Source organism: Kitasatospora sp. NPDC059795 (assembly GCF_042732175.1).
Classification (GTDB): Bacteria; Actinomycetota; Actinomycetes; order Streptomycetales; family Streptomycetaceae; genus Kitasatospora.
Window position 1 is genome coordinate 116,090 of record NZ_JBHWID010000004.1, and the last position, 15,662, is coordinate 131,751.

The 15,662-nt window shown below is 73.5% G+C and carries 16 protein-coding genes; 3 read left to right on the forward strand and 13 right to left on the reverse strand.

The window, feature by feature from the left end; translation table 11 throughout:
* Positions 1 to 75: 75 nt before the first annotated feature.
* The 5 genes from fabF to ACFV4P_RS10110 all read right to left on the reverse strand — a co-directional run bounded on the left by fabF (position 76) and on the right by ACFV4P_RS10110 (position 5,023).
* Entirely contained in the window at positions 76 to 1,344 is a 1,269-nt protein-coding gene (fabF, locus tag ACFV4P_RS10090; RefSeq protein WP_380469304.1) for a beta-ketoacyl-ACP synthase II, read from the reverse strand.
* Between the two features lie 105 nt (positions 1,345 to 1,449).
* Positions 1,450 to 1,692 carry an acyl carrier protein gene (locus tag ACFV4P_RS10095; protein ID WP_073812203.1) on the reverse strand — a complete coding sequence of 81 codons (243 nt, stop codon included), beginning with the start codon at positions 1,690 to 1,692 and terminating at the stop codon, positions 1,450 to 1,452.
* An 80-nt stretch (positions 1,693 to 1,772) separates the two neighbouring features.
* Positions 1,773 to 2,801 carry a beta-ketoacyl-ACP synthase III gene (locus ACFV4P_RS10100; RefSeq protein ID WP_380469306.1) on the reverse strand — a complete coding sequence of 343 codons (1,029 nt, stop codon included), beginning with the start codon at positions 2,799 to 2,801 and terminating at the stop codon, positions 1,773 to 1,775.
* The gene (locus tag ACFV4P_RS10105) at positions 2,798 to 3,736 is read right to left on the reverse strand and encodes an ACP S-malonyltransferase (RefSeq protein WP_073812200.1); all 939 of its coding nucleotides are present in this window, start codon (positions 3,734 to 3,736) and stop codon (positions 2,798 to 2,800) included. Before ACFV4P_RS10105 ends, ACFV4P_RS10100 begins: the two co-directional genes overlap by 4 nt.
* A gap of 90 nt (positions 3,737 to 3,826) precedes the next feature.
* Entirely contained in the window at positions 3,827 to 5,023 is a 1,197-nt protein-coding gene (locus ACFV4P_RS10110) for a CdaR family transcriptional regulator (RefSeq protein WP_043913828.1), read from the reverse strand.
* 247 nt (positions 5,024 to 5,270) lie between these two features.
* On the opposite strand from ACFV4P_RS10110, the gene ACFV4P_RS10115 reads away from it, so the two are divergent.
* Positions 5,271 to 6,095 carry a pirin family protein gene (locus tag ACFV4P_RS10115; protein ID WP_380469309.1) on the forward strand — a complete coding sequence of 275 codons (825 nt, stop codon included), beginning with the start codon at positions 5,271 to 5,273 and terminating at the stop codon, positions 6,093 to 6,095.
* Between the two features lie 170 nt (positions 6,096 to 6,265).
* Here ACFV4P_RS10115 and ACFV4P_RS10120 read toward each other — a convergent pair whose 3' ends face one another.
* Positions 6,266 to 7,090, reverse strand: a complete 825-nt coding sequence (locus ACFV4P_RS10120) for a serine hydrolase domain-containing protein (protein WP_380469311.1) — start codon at positions 7,088 to 7,090, stop codon at positions 6,266 to 6,268.
* Positions 7,091 to 7,204: 114 nt separating this feature from the next.
* On the opposite strand from ACFV4P_RS10120, the gene ACFV4P_RS10125 reads away from it, so the two are divergent.
* Together ACFV4P_RS10125 and ACFV4P_RS10130 are read left to right on the forward strand one after the other, a co-directional pair.
* Entirely contained in the window at positions 7,205 to 7,726 is a 522-nt protein-coding gene (locus tag ACFV4P_RS10125; protein ID WP_083646873.1) for a MerR family transcriptional regulator, read from the forward strand.
* On the forward strand, positions 7,723 to 8,733 hold the full coding sequence (locus tag ACFV4P_RS10130) for an aldo/keto reductase (RefSeq protein ID WP_380469313.1): 1,011 nt from the start codon (positions 7,723 to 7,725) through the stop codon (positions 8,731 to 8,733). Before ACFV4P_RS10125 ends, ACFV4P_RS10130 begins: the two co-directional genes overlap by 4 nt.
* 7 nt (positions 8,734 to 8,740) lie before the next feature.
* On the opposite strand, the gene ACFV4P_RS10135 is transcribed toward ACFV4P_RS10130, so the two are convergent.
* The 7 genes from ACFV4P_RS10135 to ACFV4P_RS10165 form a co-directional block, all read right to left on the reverse strand.
* Complete coding sequence (locus tag ACFV4P_RS10135; protein ID WP_380469315.1) at positions 8,741 to 9,931, reverse strand: alpha/beta hydrolase; 1,191 nt, start codon at positions 9,929 to 9,931, stop codon at positions 8,741 to 8,743.
* A 144-nt stretch (positions 9,932 to 10,075) separates the two neighbouring features.
* Entirely contained in the window at positions 10,076 to 10,411 is a 336-nt protein-coding gene (locus ACFV4P_RS10140; RefSeq protein WP_380469317.1) for an MmcQ/YjbR family DNA-binding protein, read from the reverse strand.
* Between the two features lie 67 nt (positions 10,412 to 10,478).
* Complete coding sequence (locus ACFV4P_RS10145) at positions 10,479 to 11,687, reverse strand: acyltransferase (protein ID WP_380469319.1); 1,209 nt, start codon at positions 11,685 to 11,687, stop codon at positions 10,479 to 10,481.
* A gap of 32 nt (positions 11,688 to 11,719) precedes the next feature.
* Entirely contained in the window at positions 11,720 to 12,814 is a 1,095-nt protein-coding gene (locus ACFV4P_RS10150; RefSeq protein ID WP_380469321.1) for an alpha/beta hydrolase, read from the reverse strand.
* Positions 12,815 to 12,939: 125 nt separating this feature from the next.
* Complete coding sequence (locus ACFV4P_RS10155; RefSeq protein ID WP_380469323.1) at positions 12,940 to 13,614, reverse strand: response regulator; 675 nt, start codon at positions 13,612 to 13,614, stop codon at positions 12,940 to 12,942.
* Positions 13,611 to 14,885, reverse strand: coding sequence for a sensor histidine kinase (locus tag ACFV4P_RS10160; RefSeq protein ID WP_380469325.1), 1,275 nt, complete (start codon positions 14,883 to 14,885; stop codon positions 13,611 to 13,613). Before ACFV4P_RS10160 ends, ACFV4P_RS10155 begins: the two co-directional genes overlap by 4 nt.
* Positions 14,886 to 14,974: 89 nt before the next feature.
* A complete protein-coding gene (locus tag ACFV4P_RS10165) occupies positions 14,975 to 15,640 on the reverse strand; it encodes a TetR/AcrR family transcriptional regulator (RefSeq protein ID WP_380469327.1) in 666 nt (221 codons plus the stop codon).
* Positions 15,641 to 15,662: the final 22 nt, after the last annotated feature.

The window sequence follows — 15,662 nt, forward strand, 5'->3', positions numbered from 1 at the left end:
GGACGCGACCGGCCCGGCACTCGAAGCGAGTGCCGGGCCGGTCGCGCGGTCGTTCGCGCGTGGCTGTCAGGCGGTTCAGGCGGTGCGGAAGGCCAGCACCACGTTGTGGCCGCCGAAGCCGAAGGAGTTGTTGAGGGCGGCGACGCGGCCCTCGACCGGGAGCTTGCGGGGCTCGTCGCGGACGATGTCGGCGTCGATGTCGTCGTCCAGCTCGACCACGTTGACGGTCGGCGGGGCGATCCGGTGGTACAGGGCCAGGACGGTGGCGACCGTCTCGATGCCGCCGGCGCCGCCGAGCAGGTGGCCGGTCATCGACTTGGTGGCGGAGATCGCCACGTGCTCCAGGTGGTCGCCGAGTTCGCGACGCAGCGCCTTGATCTCCGCGGTGTCACCCTGCGGGGTGGAGGTGGCGTGCGCGTTGACGTGCACCACCTCGGACTTGTCGAGGTCGTTGCGGTCGAACAGGTCGGCGATGGCGCGGGCCACGCCGGCGCCGGTGGGCTCCGGCTGGGCGATGTGGTGGGCGTCCGAGGACAGGCCCTGGCCGACCGCCTCGCAGTACACGCGGGCGCCGCGGGCAGCCGCGTGCTCGGCGGACTCCAGCACGACCACGCCGGCGCCCTCGCCGAGGACGAAGCCGTCACGGGCCTTGTCGTACGGGCGGGAGGCGTGCTCGGGGTCGTCGTTGTTCTTGGACATCGCCATCATGTTGGAGAAGGCGACGAGGGGCAGCGGGTGGACCGCCGCCTCGGTGCCGCCGGCCACCACGATGTCGGCGCGGCCGTTGCGGATCATCTCGATCGCGTAGCCGATCGCCTCGGCACCGGAGGCGCAGGCGGAGACGGGGGTGTGCACGCCGGCCCGGGCGCCGACCTCCAGGCCGACGTTGGCGGCCGGGGAGTTGGGCATCAGCATCGGGACGGTGTGCGGGGAGACCTTGCGGACGCCCTGCTCCTTGAGCACGTCGTACTGGTCGAGCAGGGTGGTGACGCCGCCGATGCCGGAGGCGATGACCGCGCCCAGGCGCTCGGGGACGAGCTCGTTGGAGTCGCCGGTGGCCGGGCCCTCGAAGCCGGCGTCCTTCCAGGCCTCGCGGGCGGCGATCAGCGCGAACTGGGCCGAGCGGTCCAGCTTGCGGGCCAACGGGCGGGGCAGGATCTCGGACGGCTCGACGGCGACCCGGGCGGCGATCCGGACCGGCAGGTCGGCGGCCCACTCCTCGGTGAGCGCGCGGACCCCGGACTTGCCGGCCAGCAGGCCCTCCCAGAAGGTGGCGGCGTCGCCGCCCAGCGGCGTGAAGGCGCCGATACCCGTGACGACCACGGTGCGATGTTCAGCAGTCACTGGTTTCTTCTTCTTTCACGTTGAGCGGAGGGCCGGACGGGCCGGGGGGAAAGGGGGACGGTCGGGGCGCGACGGGCGCGCCCCGACCGGCAGCCTGACGACTGGTCAGACGTTGGCGACGATGAAGTTCACCGCGTCGCCGACGGTCTTCAGGTTCTTGACCTCGTCGTCCGGGATCTTCGCGCCGAAGCGCTCCTCGGCGGCGACGACGACCTCGACCATGGACAGCGAGTCGACGTCCAGGTCGTCGGTGAAGGACTTGTCGAGCTCGACGTCCTCGACCGGAATGCCGGCGATCTCGTTCACGATCTCGGCGAGACCTTCGAGAACCTCGGTCTGGGTAGCCATATCGGCTGCTCCTCTTCGGTGGTGACGGCGGACGGTCCGGCGGACCGCCGCGGGTTTCATGTGGTGCGGAGAAAAAACGCCTAGGGGAGAGTAACGACTGCTGCGGCGTAGACCAGACCGGCCCCGAAGCCGATGATCAGCGCGAGGTCGCCGCTCTTGGCCTCGCCGCGCTCCAGCATCCGCTCCATGGCGAGCGGAATGGAGGCGGCGGAGGTGTTGCCGGTCTCGACGATGTCGCGCGCCACCGGGACCTCGGCGGGCAGCTTCAGCGTCTTGATCATGGCGTCGATGATGCGCATGTTGGCCTGGTGCGGGATGAACGCGCCGAGCTGGTCGGCGGTGATCCCGGCGGCGTCCAGCGCCTGCTGGGCGACCTTCGCCATGTCGTACACCGCCCAGCGGAAGACCGTCTGGCCCTCCATCCGCAGCGCGGGCCACTTGGTCTCCTCGCCCGCGCCGTTGACGGCGTCGGGCTTGGCGAAGGCGGTGTCCCAGGCCTTGGTCTGCGAGATGACATCGGCCTGCGAGCCGTCCGCGCCCCAGACCACCTTGCCGATGCCGGGCGTGTCGGACGGGCCGACGATCGCGGCGCCCGCGCCGTCGCCGAAGATGAACGCGGTCGAGCGGTCCGACTTGTCGGTCAGGTCGGAGAGCCGCTCCACGCCGATCACCAGCACGTACTCGGCGGAGCCGCCGCGCACCATGCCGTCGGCCAGGCTCAGGCCGTAGCCGAAGCCCGCGCAGGCGGCGGAGATGTCGAACGCGGGGGCGGTGCCGCAGCCGAGCTGCTGGGCGATCTCGGTGGCGATCGCCGGGGTCTGCTTCAGGTGCGAGACGGTGGCGACGATGACGCCGCCGATCTGCTCCGGAGCGATCCCGGACATCGCGACGGCCCGGGTGGCCGCCCGCACCGACATCTCGGCGACGGTCTCCTCCGGACCGGCCCAGCGGCGCTCCGCGATGCCGGACCGGGAGCGGATCCACTCGTCCGAGGAGTCGATCCAGTTCAGCACCTCGGAGTTCGGGATCACCCGGGTCGGGCGGTAGCCGCCGACACCGAGGATGCGCGAGAACTGGGCGCCGGTGGCCGGCTTGATGGTGGCACTCATGCGGACTTCTCCTGGCTGCCGTGCTCGGCCACGAGCTCGCGGGCCCGGTCGAGATCGGCGGGGGACTTCAGGGCCAGCGTGGCGACGCCCTTGACGTTCCGCTTGACCAGGTTGGTGAGGGTTCCGGCGGGGGACAGCTCGATCACGGCGGTCGCGCCCAGCTGCTGCAGGGTCTCCATGCACAGGTCCCAGCGGACCGGGTTGGACACCTGCGCGACCAGACGGGCCAGCACCTCGGCGCCGTCGCCGACCACCTCGCCGTCCTTGTTGGAGACGTACGCGACCGACGGGTTCGCCGTGGTCAGCGTCGGCGCCAGTTTCTCCAGCCGGGCCACGCCCGGGGCCATGTGCTCGGTGTGGAACGCGCCCGCGACCTTCAGCGGGATCAGGCGCGCGCCGGCCGGCGGGTCGGCCTTCAGCGCGGCGAGCTGCTCCAGCGTGCCGGCCGCGACGATCTGGCCGCCGCCGTTGTTGTTCGCCGGGGTGACGCCGTGCTCGGCGAGCTTCGCGGCGACCACCTCCGGGTCACCGCCGAGCACCGCCGTCATGCCGGTCGCGGTGGCCGCGGCGGCCTCCGCCATGCCGAGGCTGCGCTCACGGACGAAGGCCAGTGCGTCCTGCTCGGACAGCACCCCGGCCAGCGCGGCGACGGTGATCTCGCCCACGCTGTGGCCGGCCACCGCGCCGACGGACGCGGACACGCCCTGCGGCAGCAGCGCCTGAGCGGTCACCAGACCGGCGGCCACCAGCAGCGGCTGGGCGACGGCGGTGTCCTTGATCTCCTCCTCGGAGGCCTCGGTTCCGGCGCGCACCAGATCGAGGCCGGCCACCTCCGACCACTGGCGCAGCCGGTCGGCGACGCCGTCCAGTTCGAGCCAGGGGTTGAGGAAGCCGGGAGTCTGGGCACCCTGTCCAGGGGCGACGATAACGAGCACGGTTCAACCCTCTCTCGCCGGACGCCGTGGGGCGGGTAGGCGACGATGACGAAGAAAAGCACGTCGGATTGTGGATTCCCTACAGTTCGATCAGCCCTGATCAGGACCGGAACCGAGACGCCCCAGGGCAAGGGCGATGCGCAGGGTGAATGCCGAACGGACGTCCGACGGAGCATAGCCGGTGACGTCAGTCACACGACGCAGCCGGTAGCGGACGGTGTTCGGGTGGACGAAGAGCATCCGGGCCGCGCCCTCCAGGGACGATGCCTGCTCCAGATAGACACTCAGCGTCTCCAGGAGTGCCGAACCGGCCTCCTCCAGAGGTGTGTAGATCTCCTCCACCAGCTGACGGCGCGCCACTTCGTCGCCCGCCAGCGCGCGTTCCGGCAGCAGGTCGTCGGCGAGCACCGGGCGGGGCGCGTCCGGCCACGCGGCGCACGCCTTCAGGCCCTGCGCCGCCGCGTGCGCCGAGCGTGTCGCCGACAGCAGGTCGCCGACCGTCGGACCGACCACCACCGGGCCCGGCGCGAACTGGCCGATGAGCGCCCGTGCGGCGTGCACGGGCTCCTTGTCGCCGCCGACCACCACCACCAGGCGGCGGCCCAGCACACCCGTCAGCACGTGCAGCTTGGCGTACCGGGCGGCGCGGCGGATGGCCTCCACCACCAGCTCGCTGTCGCCGTCCGGGGCGCTGCCCATCACCACCCGCACCTGGCTCGGCTGGCCCCAGCCCAGCGCCGCCGCCCGGGACAGCACGCCCTCGTCGGCGTCACCGGACAGCAGCGAGTTGACGACCAGCGCCTCCAGCCGGGCGTCCCACGCGCCGCGGGCCTCCGCGGCCTGCGCGTACACCTGGGCGGTGGCGAAGGCGATCTCCCGGGCGTACACGAGCACCGACTCGCGCATGCCCGCCTCGTCGCCGGGCGCGGCCACCTCCTCGATGGCCTCCTCCATCACCTCGATCGTGGTGCGGATCAGTTCCACCGTCTGCCGCAGCGTGATCGCCCGGGTCAACTCCCGGGGCGCGGTCCCGAACACGTCGGTGGAGATCGCCTGCGGCGCCTCCGGATGCCGGTACCACTCGGTGAACGCCGCGATGCCCGCCTGCGCGACCAGGCCGATCCACGACCGGTGCTCCGGCGGCATCCGCCGGTACCAGGCCAGCTGGTCGTCCATCCGGGCGATCGCCGCGGACGCCAGCTTGCCCGCCGACTTCTCCAGCCGCTTGAGCGTCGCCGCCCTCAACTCGGCGCGATCGGCGGCGAGTCGGCGCTCCTCGGCGGTCATCCGGCCGCGACCGGGCACCGCGGCGGCGCGGGCCGGCTGCGCCGCACGTTTCGCGGGCTTCTTCTCCGGGCCCCGGTCGGCGGACCGCTCCGGGGAGGGGGGCTCGCCGGGTGTCCGGTCGGATGCTTTGTCGGGTTTCGCTGAAGCGGATGGCACGGCACTAGCCTGCCTCACGCGGACGGGTGCTCGTGCACACCCCGCGCCGAGAAGGCCGGTGGCACCCGTCACACCGGCTACCGTAATGCCCGTGAGCGTGGATTCCTCGGCCCGGGACGGGCAGCCCTCTGACAGCTCCGAACCCGCGTCCGGGGGCGGACGGAAGGAGCGCGGGCGCGCCGACCTGCGCCGCAGCGCCGAGCGTTACCTGTCGGAACCCGCCGAAGGCATCACCACCCGGCACGCGTTCTCCTTCGCCGGGCACTACGACCCGAAGAACACCTCGTTCGGGTCACTCCTCGCCTGCAACGAGGAGACGCTCGCACCCGCTGCCGGGTACGAGGCGCACCGGCACACCGACACCGAGATCGTCACCTGGGTGACCGGCGGGGCGCTCGCCCACCGCGACGACGCGGGGCACGCGAGCGTGGTGCGGCCCGGGATGGTCCAGGTGCAGTCGGCGGGGGCGGGCATCACGCATACGGAGCGGAACCTCGGCGGGGCGTCCGAGGCTGTGACGTTTCTTCAGATGTGGCTCCAGCCCGACGAGTTCGGGGGTGCGCCCGGGTTCGGGCTGCGGGCCGTGCCGGTGGCGGACGGGCTGACGCTGCTGGCTTCGGGGCGGGAGTCGGACGAGACGCTGCGCCTGCGGCGGGCGGACGCGGCACTGTGGCTGGTCCGGGCCGGGGCGTGGGCCCCGCTGCCGGAGCTGCCGGCTGCGCCGTTCCGCTACGTGCACGTGGTGGCCGGCTCGGTCGGCTACCGGACTGTCCCGGGGCCGCAGGGGGGTGGGCGCTCGGCGGGCGCGGGGGACGCGATTCGGATCACGGGGGACGCGTTCGCGGATCCGACGGCGGGGGAGGACGGGGTGGAGCTGCTGCTCTGGGAGATGCACAGCCCGCTGCGATTCGGGTAGCGGGCGCGAGACCGGGGGCGCGGGGAACTGCGCGACAAGGGCGGGTCACGTCCGCAAGGTCGCGATCACGTGCAGGTCATTGCCCTGCGTCGCGATCTTGCGGACGTGGTGCGTTCCCCTTCGCGCAGTTCCCCGCGCCCCTGTCTGCGCTCTCCCTGGTTTCGCACCCGCTACATCTCGGCGAGGACCGCGTCGCTGAGCCGGGGCCAGGCTTCTGCTGCCCAGGGGCCGAAGTCGCGGTCGGTGAGGGCGAGGCAGGCGAGGCCGGCGGTGGGATCGACCCAGAGGAAGGTGCCGGACTGGCCGAAGTGGCCGAAGGTGGCGGGGGAGTTGGCGGTGCCGGTCCAGTGGGGGGTCTTGTGGCTGCGGATCTCGAAGCCGAGGCCCCAGTCGTTGGGGCGGCGGTGGCCGAAGCCGGGGAGGACGCCGTTGAGGCCGGGGAAGGCGACTTCGCGGGTCGCGGCGTGGAGGGTGCCGGGGTCGAGGAGCTTGGGGGACTGGAGCTCGGCGGCGAAGCGGGCGAGGTCGGCGGCGGTGGAGAGGCCGCCCGCGCCGGCGGGTGCGCGGTGGGCGGTGTTGATGAGGGAGGCGTGCATGCCGAGGGGCTGGAGGACGGCCTCGGCGACGTACTGGGCGAACGGGATGCCGGAGGCGTGTTCCAGGGTGGCGGCGAGGACGTCGAAGCCGGCGTTGGAGTAGAGGCGGCGGTTGCCGGGGGCGGCCATCACGCGGTGCTCGTCGAAGGCGAGGCCGGAGGTGTGGGCCAGCAGGTGGCGGACGGTGGAGCCCTCGGGGCCGGCCGGGTCGTCGAGTTCGAAGACGCCTTCCTCGACGGCGATCAGCGCGGCGTAGGCGCTGATCAGCTTGGTGACGGAGGCGAGCGGGAACAGGTGGTCCTGCGGCCCGTGCGTGCCGAGCAGGGCGCCGTCGCTCCGTACGACCGCCGCCGCGGCGTTCGGTACCGGCCAGTTGTCGATCGTGCGCAAGCTCTGCATGGGGCGCACTCTAAACGACGGGTGCGGAGATCCGGTGTGCCAGGCTTGCTTGGAGTGCGCTCCAACTGAGTAGCGTCGGAGTCGTCGTCGCCGAGACCGGGGGTCAAGTTCCAGATGGCAGCGTCAATCCAGCGTGGTTCTCAACTGTCGCCGTGCGAGCGGGCGTTCGGTGCGCCGCTCGCGGTGCCGGACCGGACGCCGCGGCACGGGATCAGTGAGGTGTCCGCGATCAGCGGGCTGTCGGCGCACACGCTGCGCTGGTACGAGCGGATCGGCCTGCTGGACCCGGTGGACCGCTCGCACGCGGGGCAGCGCCGGTACAGCGACGCGGACCTGGCCCGGCTGGCGTTCCTGACCAAGCTCCGGCTGACCGGGATGCCGGTGGCCGACATGGTCCGGTACATCGAGCTGGTGCGGGACGGGGACGCCACCCGGGCGGCGCGCCGGCAGCTGCTGGTGGACCACCGGGCGGAGGTCCGGCAGCGCCTCGCGGACCTGCATGCCACGCTCGCCGTGATCGATCGGAAGATCGACCTGTACGGCGAGCAGGAGGAGGCGGCCGCGGCCGGTGCGGACGGCGACGAGACGAATGGGACAACGGGGTACCACCCGATCGAGGACAGGAAGAGCGCATGAGCAGCATCGAGACCACTCGGCTCGGCAGCAACGGCCCCGTCGTGGGCGTGCAGGGCCTGGGCTGCATGGGGATGAGCGAGTTCTACGGCCCGACCGACACCGAGGAGGCGCTGGCCACCCTCGGCCGGGCGCTGGAGCTCGGGGTGACCCTGTTCGACACCGCCGACATCTACGGCTCGGGCGCCAACGAGGAGCTGATCGGCCCGTTCGTCCGGGCGCACCGCGACCAGGTGGTGCTGGCCACCAAGTTCGCGATCGAGCGGCGCGCGGACGACCCGTCCTACCGGGGCGTGAACAACGACCCGGCGTACATCCGGCAGGCGGTGGACGCCTCGCTGCGCCGGCTCGGGGTGGACGAGATCGACCTGTACTACATGCACCGGCGCAACCCCGAGGTGCCGCTGGCCGAGTCGGTCGGGGCGATGGCGGAGCTGGTCGCGGCCGGCAAGGTGAAGCACCTGGGCCTGTCCGAGGTGACCGGCCCGGAGCTGCGGGAGGCGTACGCGGTGCACCCGATCGCGGCGCTGCAGTCCGAGTGGTCGCTGTTCTCCCGCGGGCCGGAGCGCAGCGCGGTGCCGGTGGCGGCGGAGCTGGGTGTGGCGCTGGTGCCGTACTCGCCGCTCGGCCGGGGCTTCCTGACCGGGGCGTTCGCCGACGCGGGGAAGCTCGGCGCGGACGACTTCCGGCGCCACCTGCCGCAGTTCACCGGCGAGAACGCGGCCGGGAACGCGGAGCTGGTCGAGCCGATCCGGAAGATCGCCGCGGAGCGCGGGGCGACGGCAGCGCAGGTCGCGCTGGCCTGGGTGCAGCAGCGGGCCGAGGTGCACGGCCTGGCGGTGGTGCCGATCCCGGGCACCCGCAAGCGCAGCCGGCTGGAGGAGAACGCCGCGGCCACCGCGCTGAAGCTGACCGCCGAGGAGCTGGCCGAGCTGGACCTGATCGGCGGCCGGGTGCAGGGCTCCCGCTACGCCGACATGAGCAACACCTCGGACGCCCGCGAGGTCTGACGGTACGTCAGTTCGTCCAGGGCGACGGGTGGGTGACGTCGTCGTAGTGGCCGAGGGCGATCGCGGCGAAGTTGTGCCGGCTGGCGGTGCCCCCGGCCAGGTAGCCGTTGTGGCCGCTGGCGCCCGCCGAGGAGACGGTCGTCGCGCCGAACGCCTGGGTGGTCGGGTCGGAGCCGTGGCCGAGGCCGCCGACCTCCAGGTACGGCACGTTGCCGATCCAGTCGCCCGGGTTGCGGGCCGCCCACACCTGGACGCCGGTGCCGAGCTCGGCGGCCGAGCCGACGCCCATCCCGGGGCTGCCGAACGCCACCAGGTCGATCGGCTGCCCGGCGTGCAGGGTCGGGGCGGCGGTGCCGCACACCACCGAGCCGTACGAGTGGCACAGCAGTGCGGGCGGCGCCTCCGGGTGGCTGGTCTGCCGCAGCCCGCCGAGCAGGCGCTCCAGGCGCGGCGCGGCGGCCTCGGCGAGCCGGGAGGTGGCCGCGTCCGGGCCGAGGCCCTGCGGGGTGACGTAGCCGGTCCAGGCGACCACCGCGGTGCGGGTGCCGGGCGACTGGGCGTGCTCCTCGGCGAGCAGGGCGCGGGCCATGCCGGCGGGGGAGCGCAGCGGCTCGCCGGACTGGTCGAAGTGGCCGAGGTCGGCGTCCGAACCGGGCACCAGGACGGCCACCCGCCGGGCGGCGGCCAGGTCGCCGTACACCTCGGTGACCAGGCCGCGGCCGCGCGGGTCGAACGCGAGGATCTGCCGGCCGGGGGCGAGCAGCGCCTCGGAGTCGTGGGCGCGGGAGACGGCCAGCGCCCGGGCGGTCGGGTCCAGGGCGCGGTCGTCGGCGCGCTGCCGGGCCCGGTCGCGTTCGGCGGCGATCGCCTCCCGGTTGGCCCGGTACCGGACGGCCAGCGGCGCACCGTCCAAGTTGCCGACCACCAGCGGGTATTCGAGGATCAGCCGGTCGATCTCGGCGCCCGTCAGCGAGGCGAAGAAGGCGGCGACGGCGGCCGGGTCGGCGGTGGCGGGATCCGGCAGGGCCTTGCCGAAGGAACCGTCGGCGACCCAGGCGGCGCTGCCGGCCGGCGGGGTGGTGATCGCCAGCTGTTCGCTCACCGCAGTGGCCTGGGCGACCGCGGCCCCGGCGTCCACCAGGGCGGCGCAGCCGGCGAACACGCCGATCAGAATTCGCTTGACCCGCCTGCGGTGCATGGCGTCCACTCCCTCGGGCCGGTACATCGCAGCGGGCCGGGCCCGATGGTGCTACGACTGCCAACTACTAGTCAGCCAGACTAGAGGGCGGCAGACGCGCCGGGCAGGGGCCAAACAGTGTTCCGCGTCACATTCCCTCGGACCCTACCCCTGGTACCCGTCCCGGACCCGCTTCGGCGCGACCGAACGCCAGGCCTCGGCGAGCAGTTCACGCAGCTCCTCCGGCTCCACCCGGGCGAGTCGGACCCGCACCCAGCCGAACCGGCCGGTGTACGGCGCCACCGAGTACACCTCGGGTGCGGCGGCGATCAGTTCGGCCTGCTCGGGCACCGTCGCCTTGACCGAGACCTGCCCGGAATCCGGGTGCCCCATCGCGAAGATCTTCCGACCCACCCGGAAGGTCTGCTGCTCCCAGGTGGTCTCCTGGTGCGCCTGCGGCAGCTCCAGGGCCAGCGCGGTCAGTTCGTCGAAGGTCGCCATGGCGGTCAGGGTAGGTCCCGGCACCGACAGACGGCGGGTGATCGGCCGTCAGACGATTGACGTGGCGTCAGACCGTGCCGAGCGCGTACACCGCGAACAGCGCGGCGCCGGCCGTCGCCGCCGCCCGCCAGGCCCGGGACGGCCACGGGGCGTCGAAACGCCGGGCCCAGCGGCCGATCAGCGCCAGCACCACGGCGAACACCGGCAGCCAGGCCAGCCGGCCCAGCGCCCACAGCCCGGAGTCGGGGGCGGTGGTCAGGCCGGGCACCTCGCCCAGTCGCGAACCGGCCAGCGCGGTCAGGAACATCGCGGTCTGGTGCCAGCAGAAGATCGTCATCGCGCCCAGGTTGACCACCACCACCGGCAGCCACAGCAGCGGCCGGCGCAGCGCCCGGCCCAGCCGGTCCTTCAGCAGCATCGCCGCACCGCCCTGCACCGAGGCCAGCGCCAGCACCAGCAGGGACGGCGGGTGCGAGTTGGTGCGGGCCGCGCCCGGCACGCCGACCATGCTCGCCGGGTAGTGGAAGACCAGCAGCAGCACCGCGAACAGCACCGCACCGCCGACGGCCGTCAGCCACGCCCCGGCCCGGGAGATCCGGCCGTGCGCCCAGTCCACGCCCAGCTGGTAGGCGAACAGCCAGCCCGGCAGCAGGTTCAGCAGGCTCAGCCAGCCCGGCATCGACGCGCCCCACGGGCCGTAGCGCAGCAGGTCCACCGCCGCGACGGCCGCCAGCAGCCCGGCCGAGGCCCACCCCTTCGTCCGCGCGCCGAACGTGACGCAGAGCGGGGTGAGCGCGGTCAGCACCAGGTACATCGCGATGTACCAGAGCGGCTGCACCATCAGCACCGCGCCCGTGCGCACCGTGTCGGCCGGCACCCCGAGCATCCGGAGCACCGGGATCAGCGCCGCCCACACCGCGGCCACCCCCAGCACCGGCCGGGCCAGCCGCAGCACCCGGCCGCGCAGCCACGTCGTGGCGCTCACCCCGCGCTCGGCCGACCGGCGCCAGGAGAGCGCCGACGCCCGGCCGCCGACCAGGAAGAACACCCCCAGCATCTGCAGCAGCCAGCTCAGCGGCGCCATGAACGACAGCGCCGCCAGCGGGCTGGCGTTGTGCAGGACGCCGTCGGAGAGGGTGAATCCGCCGAGCATCCAGTGCCCCAGCGGCACCGAGAGCAGCGCGACGGCGCGCAGCGCGTCCAGCGCGCGGTCGCGGGTGGCGGGGGTCTTCGCGTCGACGGTCGCCGCGGCGCGACGGACGGAAACAGGCAGCATCGGACGTCTCCTTCTTTCTTCGGCGGCGCGGGTCAGGCGGAGGTGGGGGAGCCGGTGGCGGCGAGCGCGGCGAAGGCCGCGAGGGAGGCCGAACCGGGGGCGAAGTAGCCGCTGTGGCCGTGCGAGCCGGCGGACGGCAGGAGGTGGGCGCCGAACGCCTCGGAGGTCGGGTCGGCGCCGTGGCCGAAGCCGAGGACGGAGACGTTCGGGACCTCGGAGATCCAGTCCTCCGGGTTGCGGGCCACCGCCCACACCGGCACCCGCAGTTCGTCCGCCCGCGCCAGGCCCATCCCCGGCGAGCCGAGCACCACCACCCCGGCGACCTGCGCCGGGTCCGGCGCGGACCGGCCGCAGACCACCGAGCCGTAGCTGTGGCAGAACAGCGTCACCGGGCCGGTGGCGGGGGCGAGGCCGGCCACCAGGCGCTCCAGGCGGGGTGCGCCGGCCTCGGCGAGGTCCTCGCGGGCCGCGTCGATGCCGACGCCGACCGGGGTGGTGTAGCCGGTCCAGGCGACCACGGCGACCTTGTCGTCGCTCGCGCTGCGCAGGGCCTCGGCCATGCCGGCGAGGCGGTCGGAGGTCACGAGGTCGGTGTCGGAGCCGGGGACCAGTACGGCGGTGCGGGAGTCGTGGGCCAAGTCGCCGAAGACCTCGGCGAGTTGGCCGCGACCGCGCGGGTCGAAGGCGAGCAGCCGGTGGTCGGCCAGTTCGCGGTAGCGGGCGGCCTTGGCGGCGGCGAGCCTGCGTTCCTCGCGACGGAGGGAGGCGTCGTCGGCGCGGGCCTGCTGGGTCCTGGTCTCCTGGGCGAGGGCCAGGGAGTTGGCCAGGTAGCGGAGCGGGATCGGGGCGCCGTCCAGGTTGCCGACCACCTGGGGGTGGCGGAGGGCGAGGTCGCGCTGCTGGGCGTCGGTCAGCTCGGCGAAGAACGCCGCCACTTCGGCCGGGGAGGCGTTGGCCGGGTCGGGGAGTCCGCGGCCCAGGCCGGTGTCGGCGACCCACTCCGCGGAGCCCGGCGGGGGGCCGGTCAGCGGGGTCTGCGCATCCGCCGACGCCCACGAACCCGCCCCCAGCACGGCCGCCAACACCAACCCGGCAACGGTTGTGCCTCGACGCAGACGCGACAGCATCGCTTCCTCCTTCTCCAGTCCGGTGACGAGGAGGAAGGTAGGAAGGAGGTGGGTGACCGGGCATCAACCTGCGGAGCCAAGAGGGGTGTCATACCGCAGCGGGAGACACCCCCGGTTCGTGCAATTCAGCTGCCGGGCTGGACGAGGCCGCTCTCGTAGGCGAGGACGACGGCCTGGGCGCGGTCGCGGAGGCTGAGTTTGGCGAGGATGCGCCCGATGTGGGTCTTGACGGTCTGTTCGGCGAGGACCAGGTGGGCGGCGATCTCCTGGTTGGAGAGGCCGCGGGCGATGAGTTCGAGGACTTCGGTCTCGCGGGGGGTGAGGCCGTTGAGGCGGAGCCGGGGGTCGCGGCGGGGGGCGGGGCGGTTCTGGGCGAAGTCGGCGATGAGGCGGCGGGTGACGGACGGGGCGAGCAGGGCGTCGCCGGCGGCGACCACGCGGACGGCGGAGATCAGGTCGGCCGGCGGGGCGTCCTTGAGGAGGAAGCCGGAGGCGCCGGCCCGGAGGGCCTCGTAGACGTAGTCGTCGACGTCGAAGGTGGTGAGCATCAGGACGCGCGGGCGGTGGACGACGCCGGGCGGGGGGTCGAGGAGGTGGCGGGCGGCTTCGAGGCCGTCCATCTCGGGCATGCGGACGTCCATCAGCACGACGTCGGGGTGGGTGCGGCGGCTGACGTCGAGTGCCTCGCGGCCGTTCGCGGCGTCGCCGACGACGTCGATGTCGGTCTGGGCGTTGAGCAGGGCGGCGAAGCCGGCGCGGACCATCGCCTGGTCGTCGACGATGAGGACGCGGATGGTCATGCGGTGGTCTCCCCTGGGGTGGCGTCGGTCGCCGTGATCGGCAGGACGGCGGCGACCCGGTAGCCGCCGTCGGCGGTCGGGCCGGTGTCCAGGGTGCCAGCCAGCAGGCGGACGCGCTCGCGCATTCCGGTCAGCCCGTGCCCGGTGGAGGCGGAGGTCTCGACGGCGGGGGCCTTGCCGGGCGCGGGGTCGTTGTCGACGTCCACGGTCAGCGCGCCGTCGGAGGCGGTGACGCGGACCCGGGCGGTCGCGCCGGGGGCGTGCCGGACGACGTTGGCCAGCGCCTCCTGGACGATCCGGTACGCGGACAGGCCGACCGCCTCGGGGACGGGGCCGAGGGCCAGGACCTCGTCGGCGAGGTCGAGTTCGGCGCGCACGCCGGCCTGGGCGACGGTGGAGAGCAGGCCCGGCAGGTCGGCCAGGCCAGGCTGCGGGGCCTTGTCGGCCTCGGTGTCGGCGGCCCGCAGCACCCCGAGCAGGCGGCGCATCTCGGCGAGCGAGCCGCGGGCGGCGGCGGCGATCTGGCCGAACTCGGCGACGGCGGGCTCGGGCAGGCCCTCGATCCGGTACGGGGCGCTGTCGGCCTGGACGGTGATCACCGACATGTGGTGGGCGACCACGTCGTGCAACTCGCGGGCGATCCGGGCGCGTTCCTCCAGCAGCGTGCGCCGGGCGCGTTCGGTCTCGGAGATCTGCTCCTGGGCGGCGAGCAGTCGCTGCGCCTCGCCGCGGCCGCGCAGGCTCCAGCCGAGCAGCATGATCACACCGGAGAGGGCGGTGACCACCACCGAGGTGCCGTCGAAGTACTCGCTGAAGGCCGTCCAGCTGAGGCTGTTGCCGAGGAAGGTGACGGCCCAGACGGCGAGCAGGGTACGGCCGCGCTCCCGGATGGCCAGGAACACCATCAGGAACAGGTAGCAGAGCAGCGTGGGCGCCGGCCACGGCCAGGGCTGGTCGGCGGCCGCGCCGTGGGTGGCGATCGCGCCGATCACCACCGTGGGCGCCATCAGCTGCCAGCCGGTCAGCGGCCGGACCAGCCCGAGTGCCAGCGCCCCGGTCTGGACGAGGGCCAGGGAGGCGGCCAGGCCCCCGTTCACGCCGTAGAACTGCGTCAGCGCGACCACGCCGGTGGGCAGCAGGGAGCCGACCATGGCCAGCACCGCCAGGAAGGGCAGCGCCCGGACCCACGGCCGGCGGGCGTTGTGCAGCGGCGGCCGGTGGTCCGGGACGGGCTCGACGAGGGCGCGGAGGAAGGTCTTCCAGGTGGTCACCGGGCCGAGGGTAGAACGCGGAACGGCCGCTGTCCTCATACTCCGGTCGGGCAGCGGCCCTGATACCGCAGTACTACCCGCGCCGGCGGTCAGCGCCAGGAACCGGCCAACGCCGGTCCTAGCTGGTCGAAATGGCGCTCGATCAGGGCCAGCATGCCGTCCATGCAGTGGCCGTGCTGGTCGGGTTCGGCGGCGTACGACAGGTGCGAGAGCCGCACCACACTGCCGAGCACGGCGGCGAGCAGCCGGGGGCGCAGGTCGAGCGCCGGGTCGAGGCCCTCGCGTTCGGCGAGGATCCGGGCGACCTCGATCTCCTGGTGCAGGGAGTTCCGCAGGTGGGCGGCGAGCAGGGTCGGGGTGGACTCGATCAGCTCGAAGAGCTCCAGTGCGCCCTCGACGGAGCCGCGTTCGGCGACCCGGCCCTCGTCAAGGGTCTGCCACACCTGGCGGACCGCGCCGCGCATCGCCTGTAGCGGGGTCTCCTCGGCGGGCCGGGCCCGCAGCAGGGTCAGGAACGTCTCCTCGGCGTCGGCCAGCACCGCGAGGGCGACCTCCTCCTTGTTGGCGAAGTACCGGAAGAAGGTGCGCTGGGAGACCTCCACCGACGCCGCGATCTCGTCCACCGTGGTCTTCCCGTAGCCCTGTCGCAGGAACAGGCGGTGGGCGGCGTCGACCAAGGCGTCCCGGGTGCGCTGCTTCTTGCGTTCGCGCAGGCCCGCGGGCTGCGGTTCGACGGCGATGGAGGTGCTGGCCATGGCTCAACTTTAGCGCTCTGCC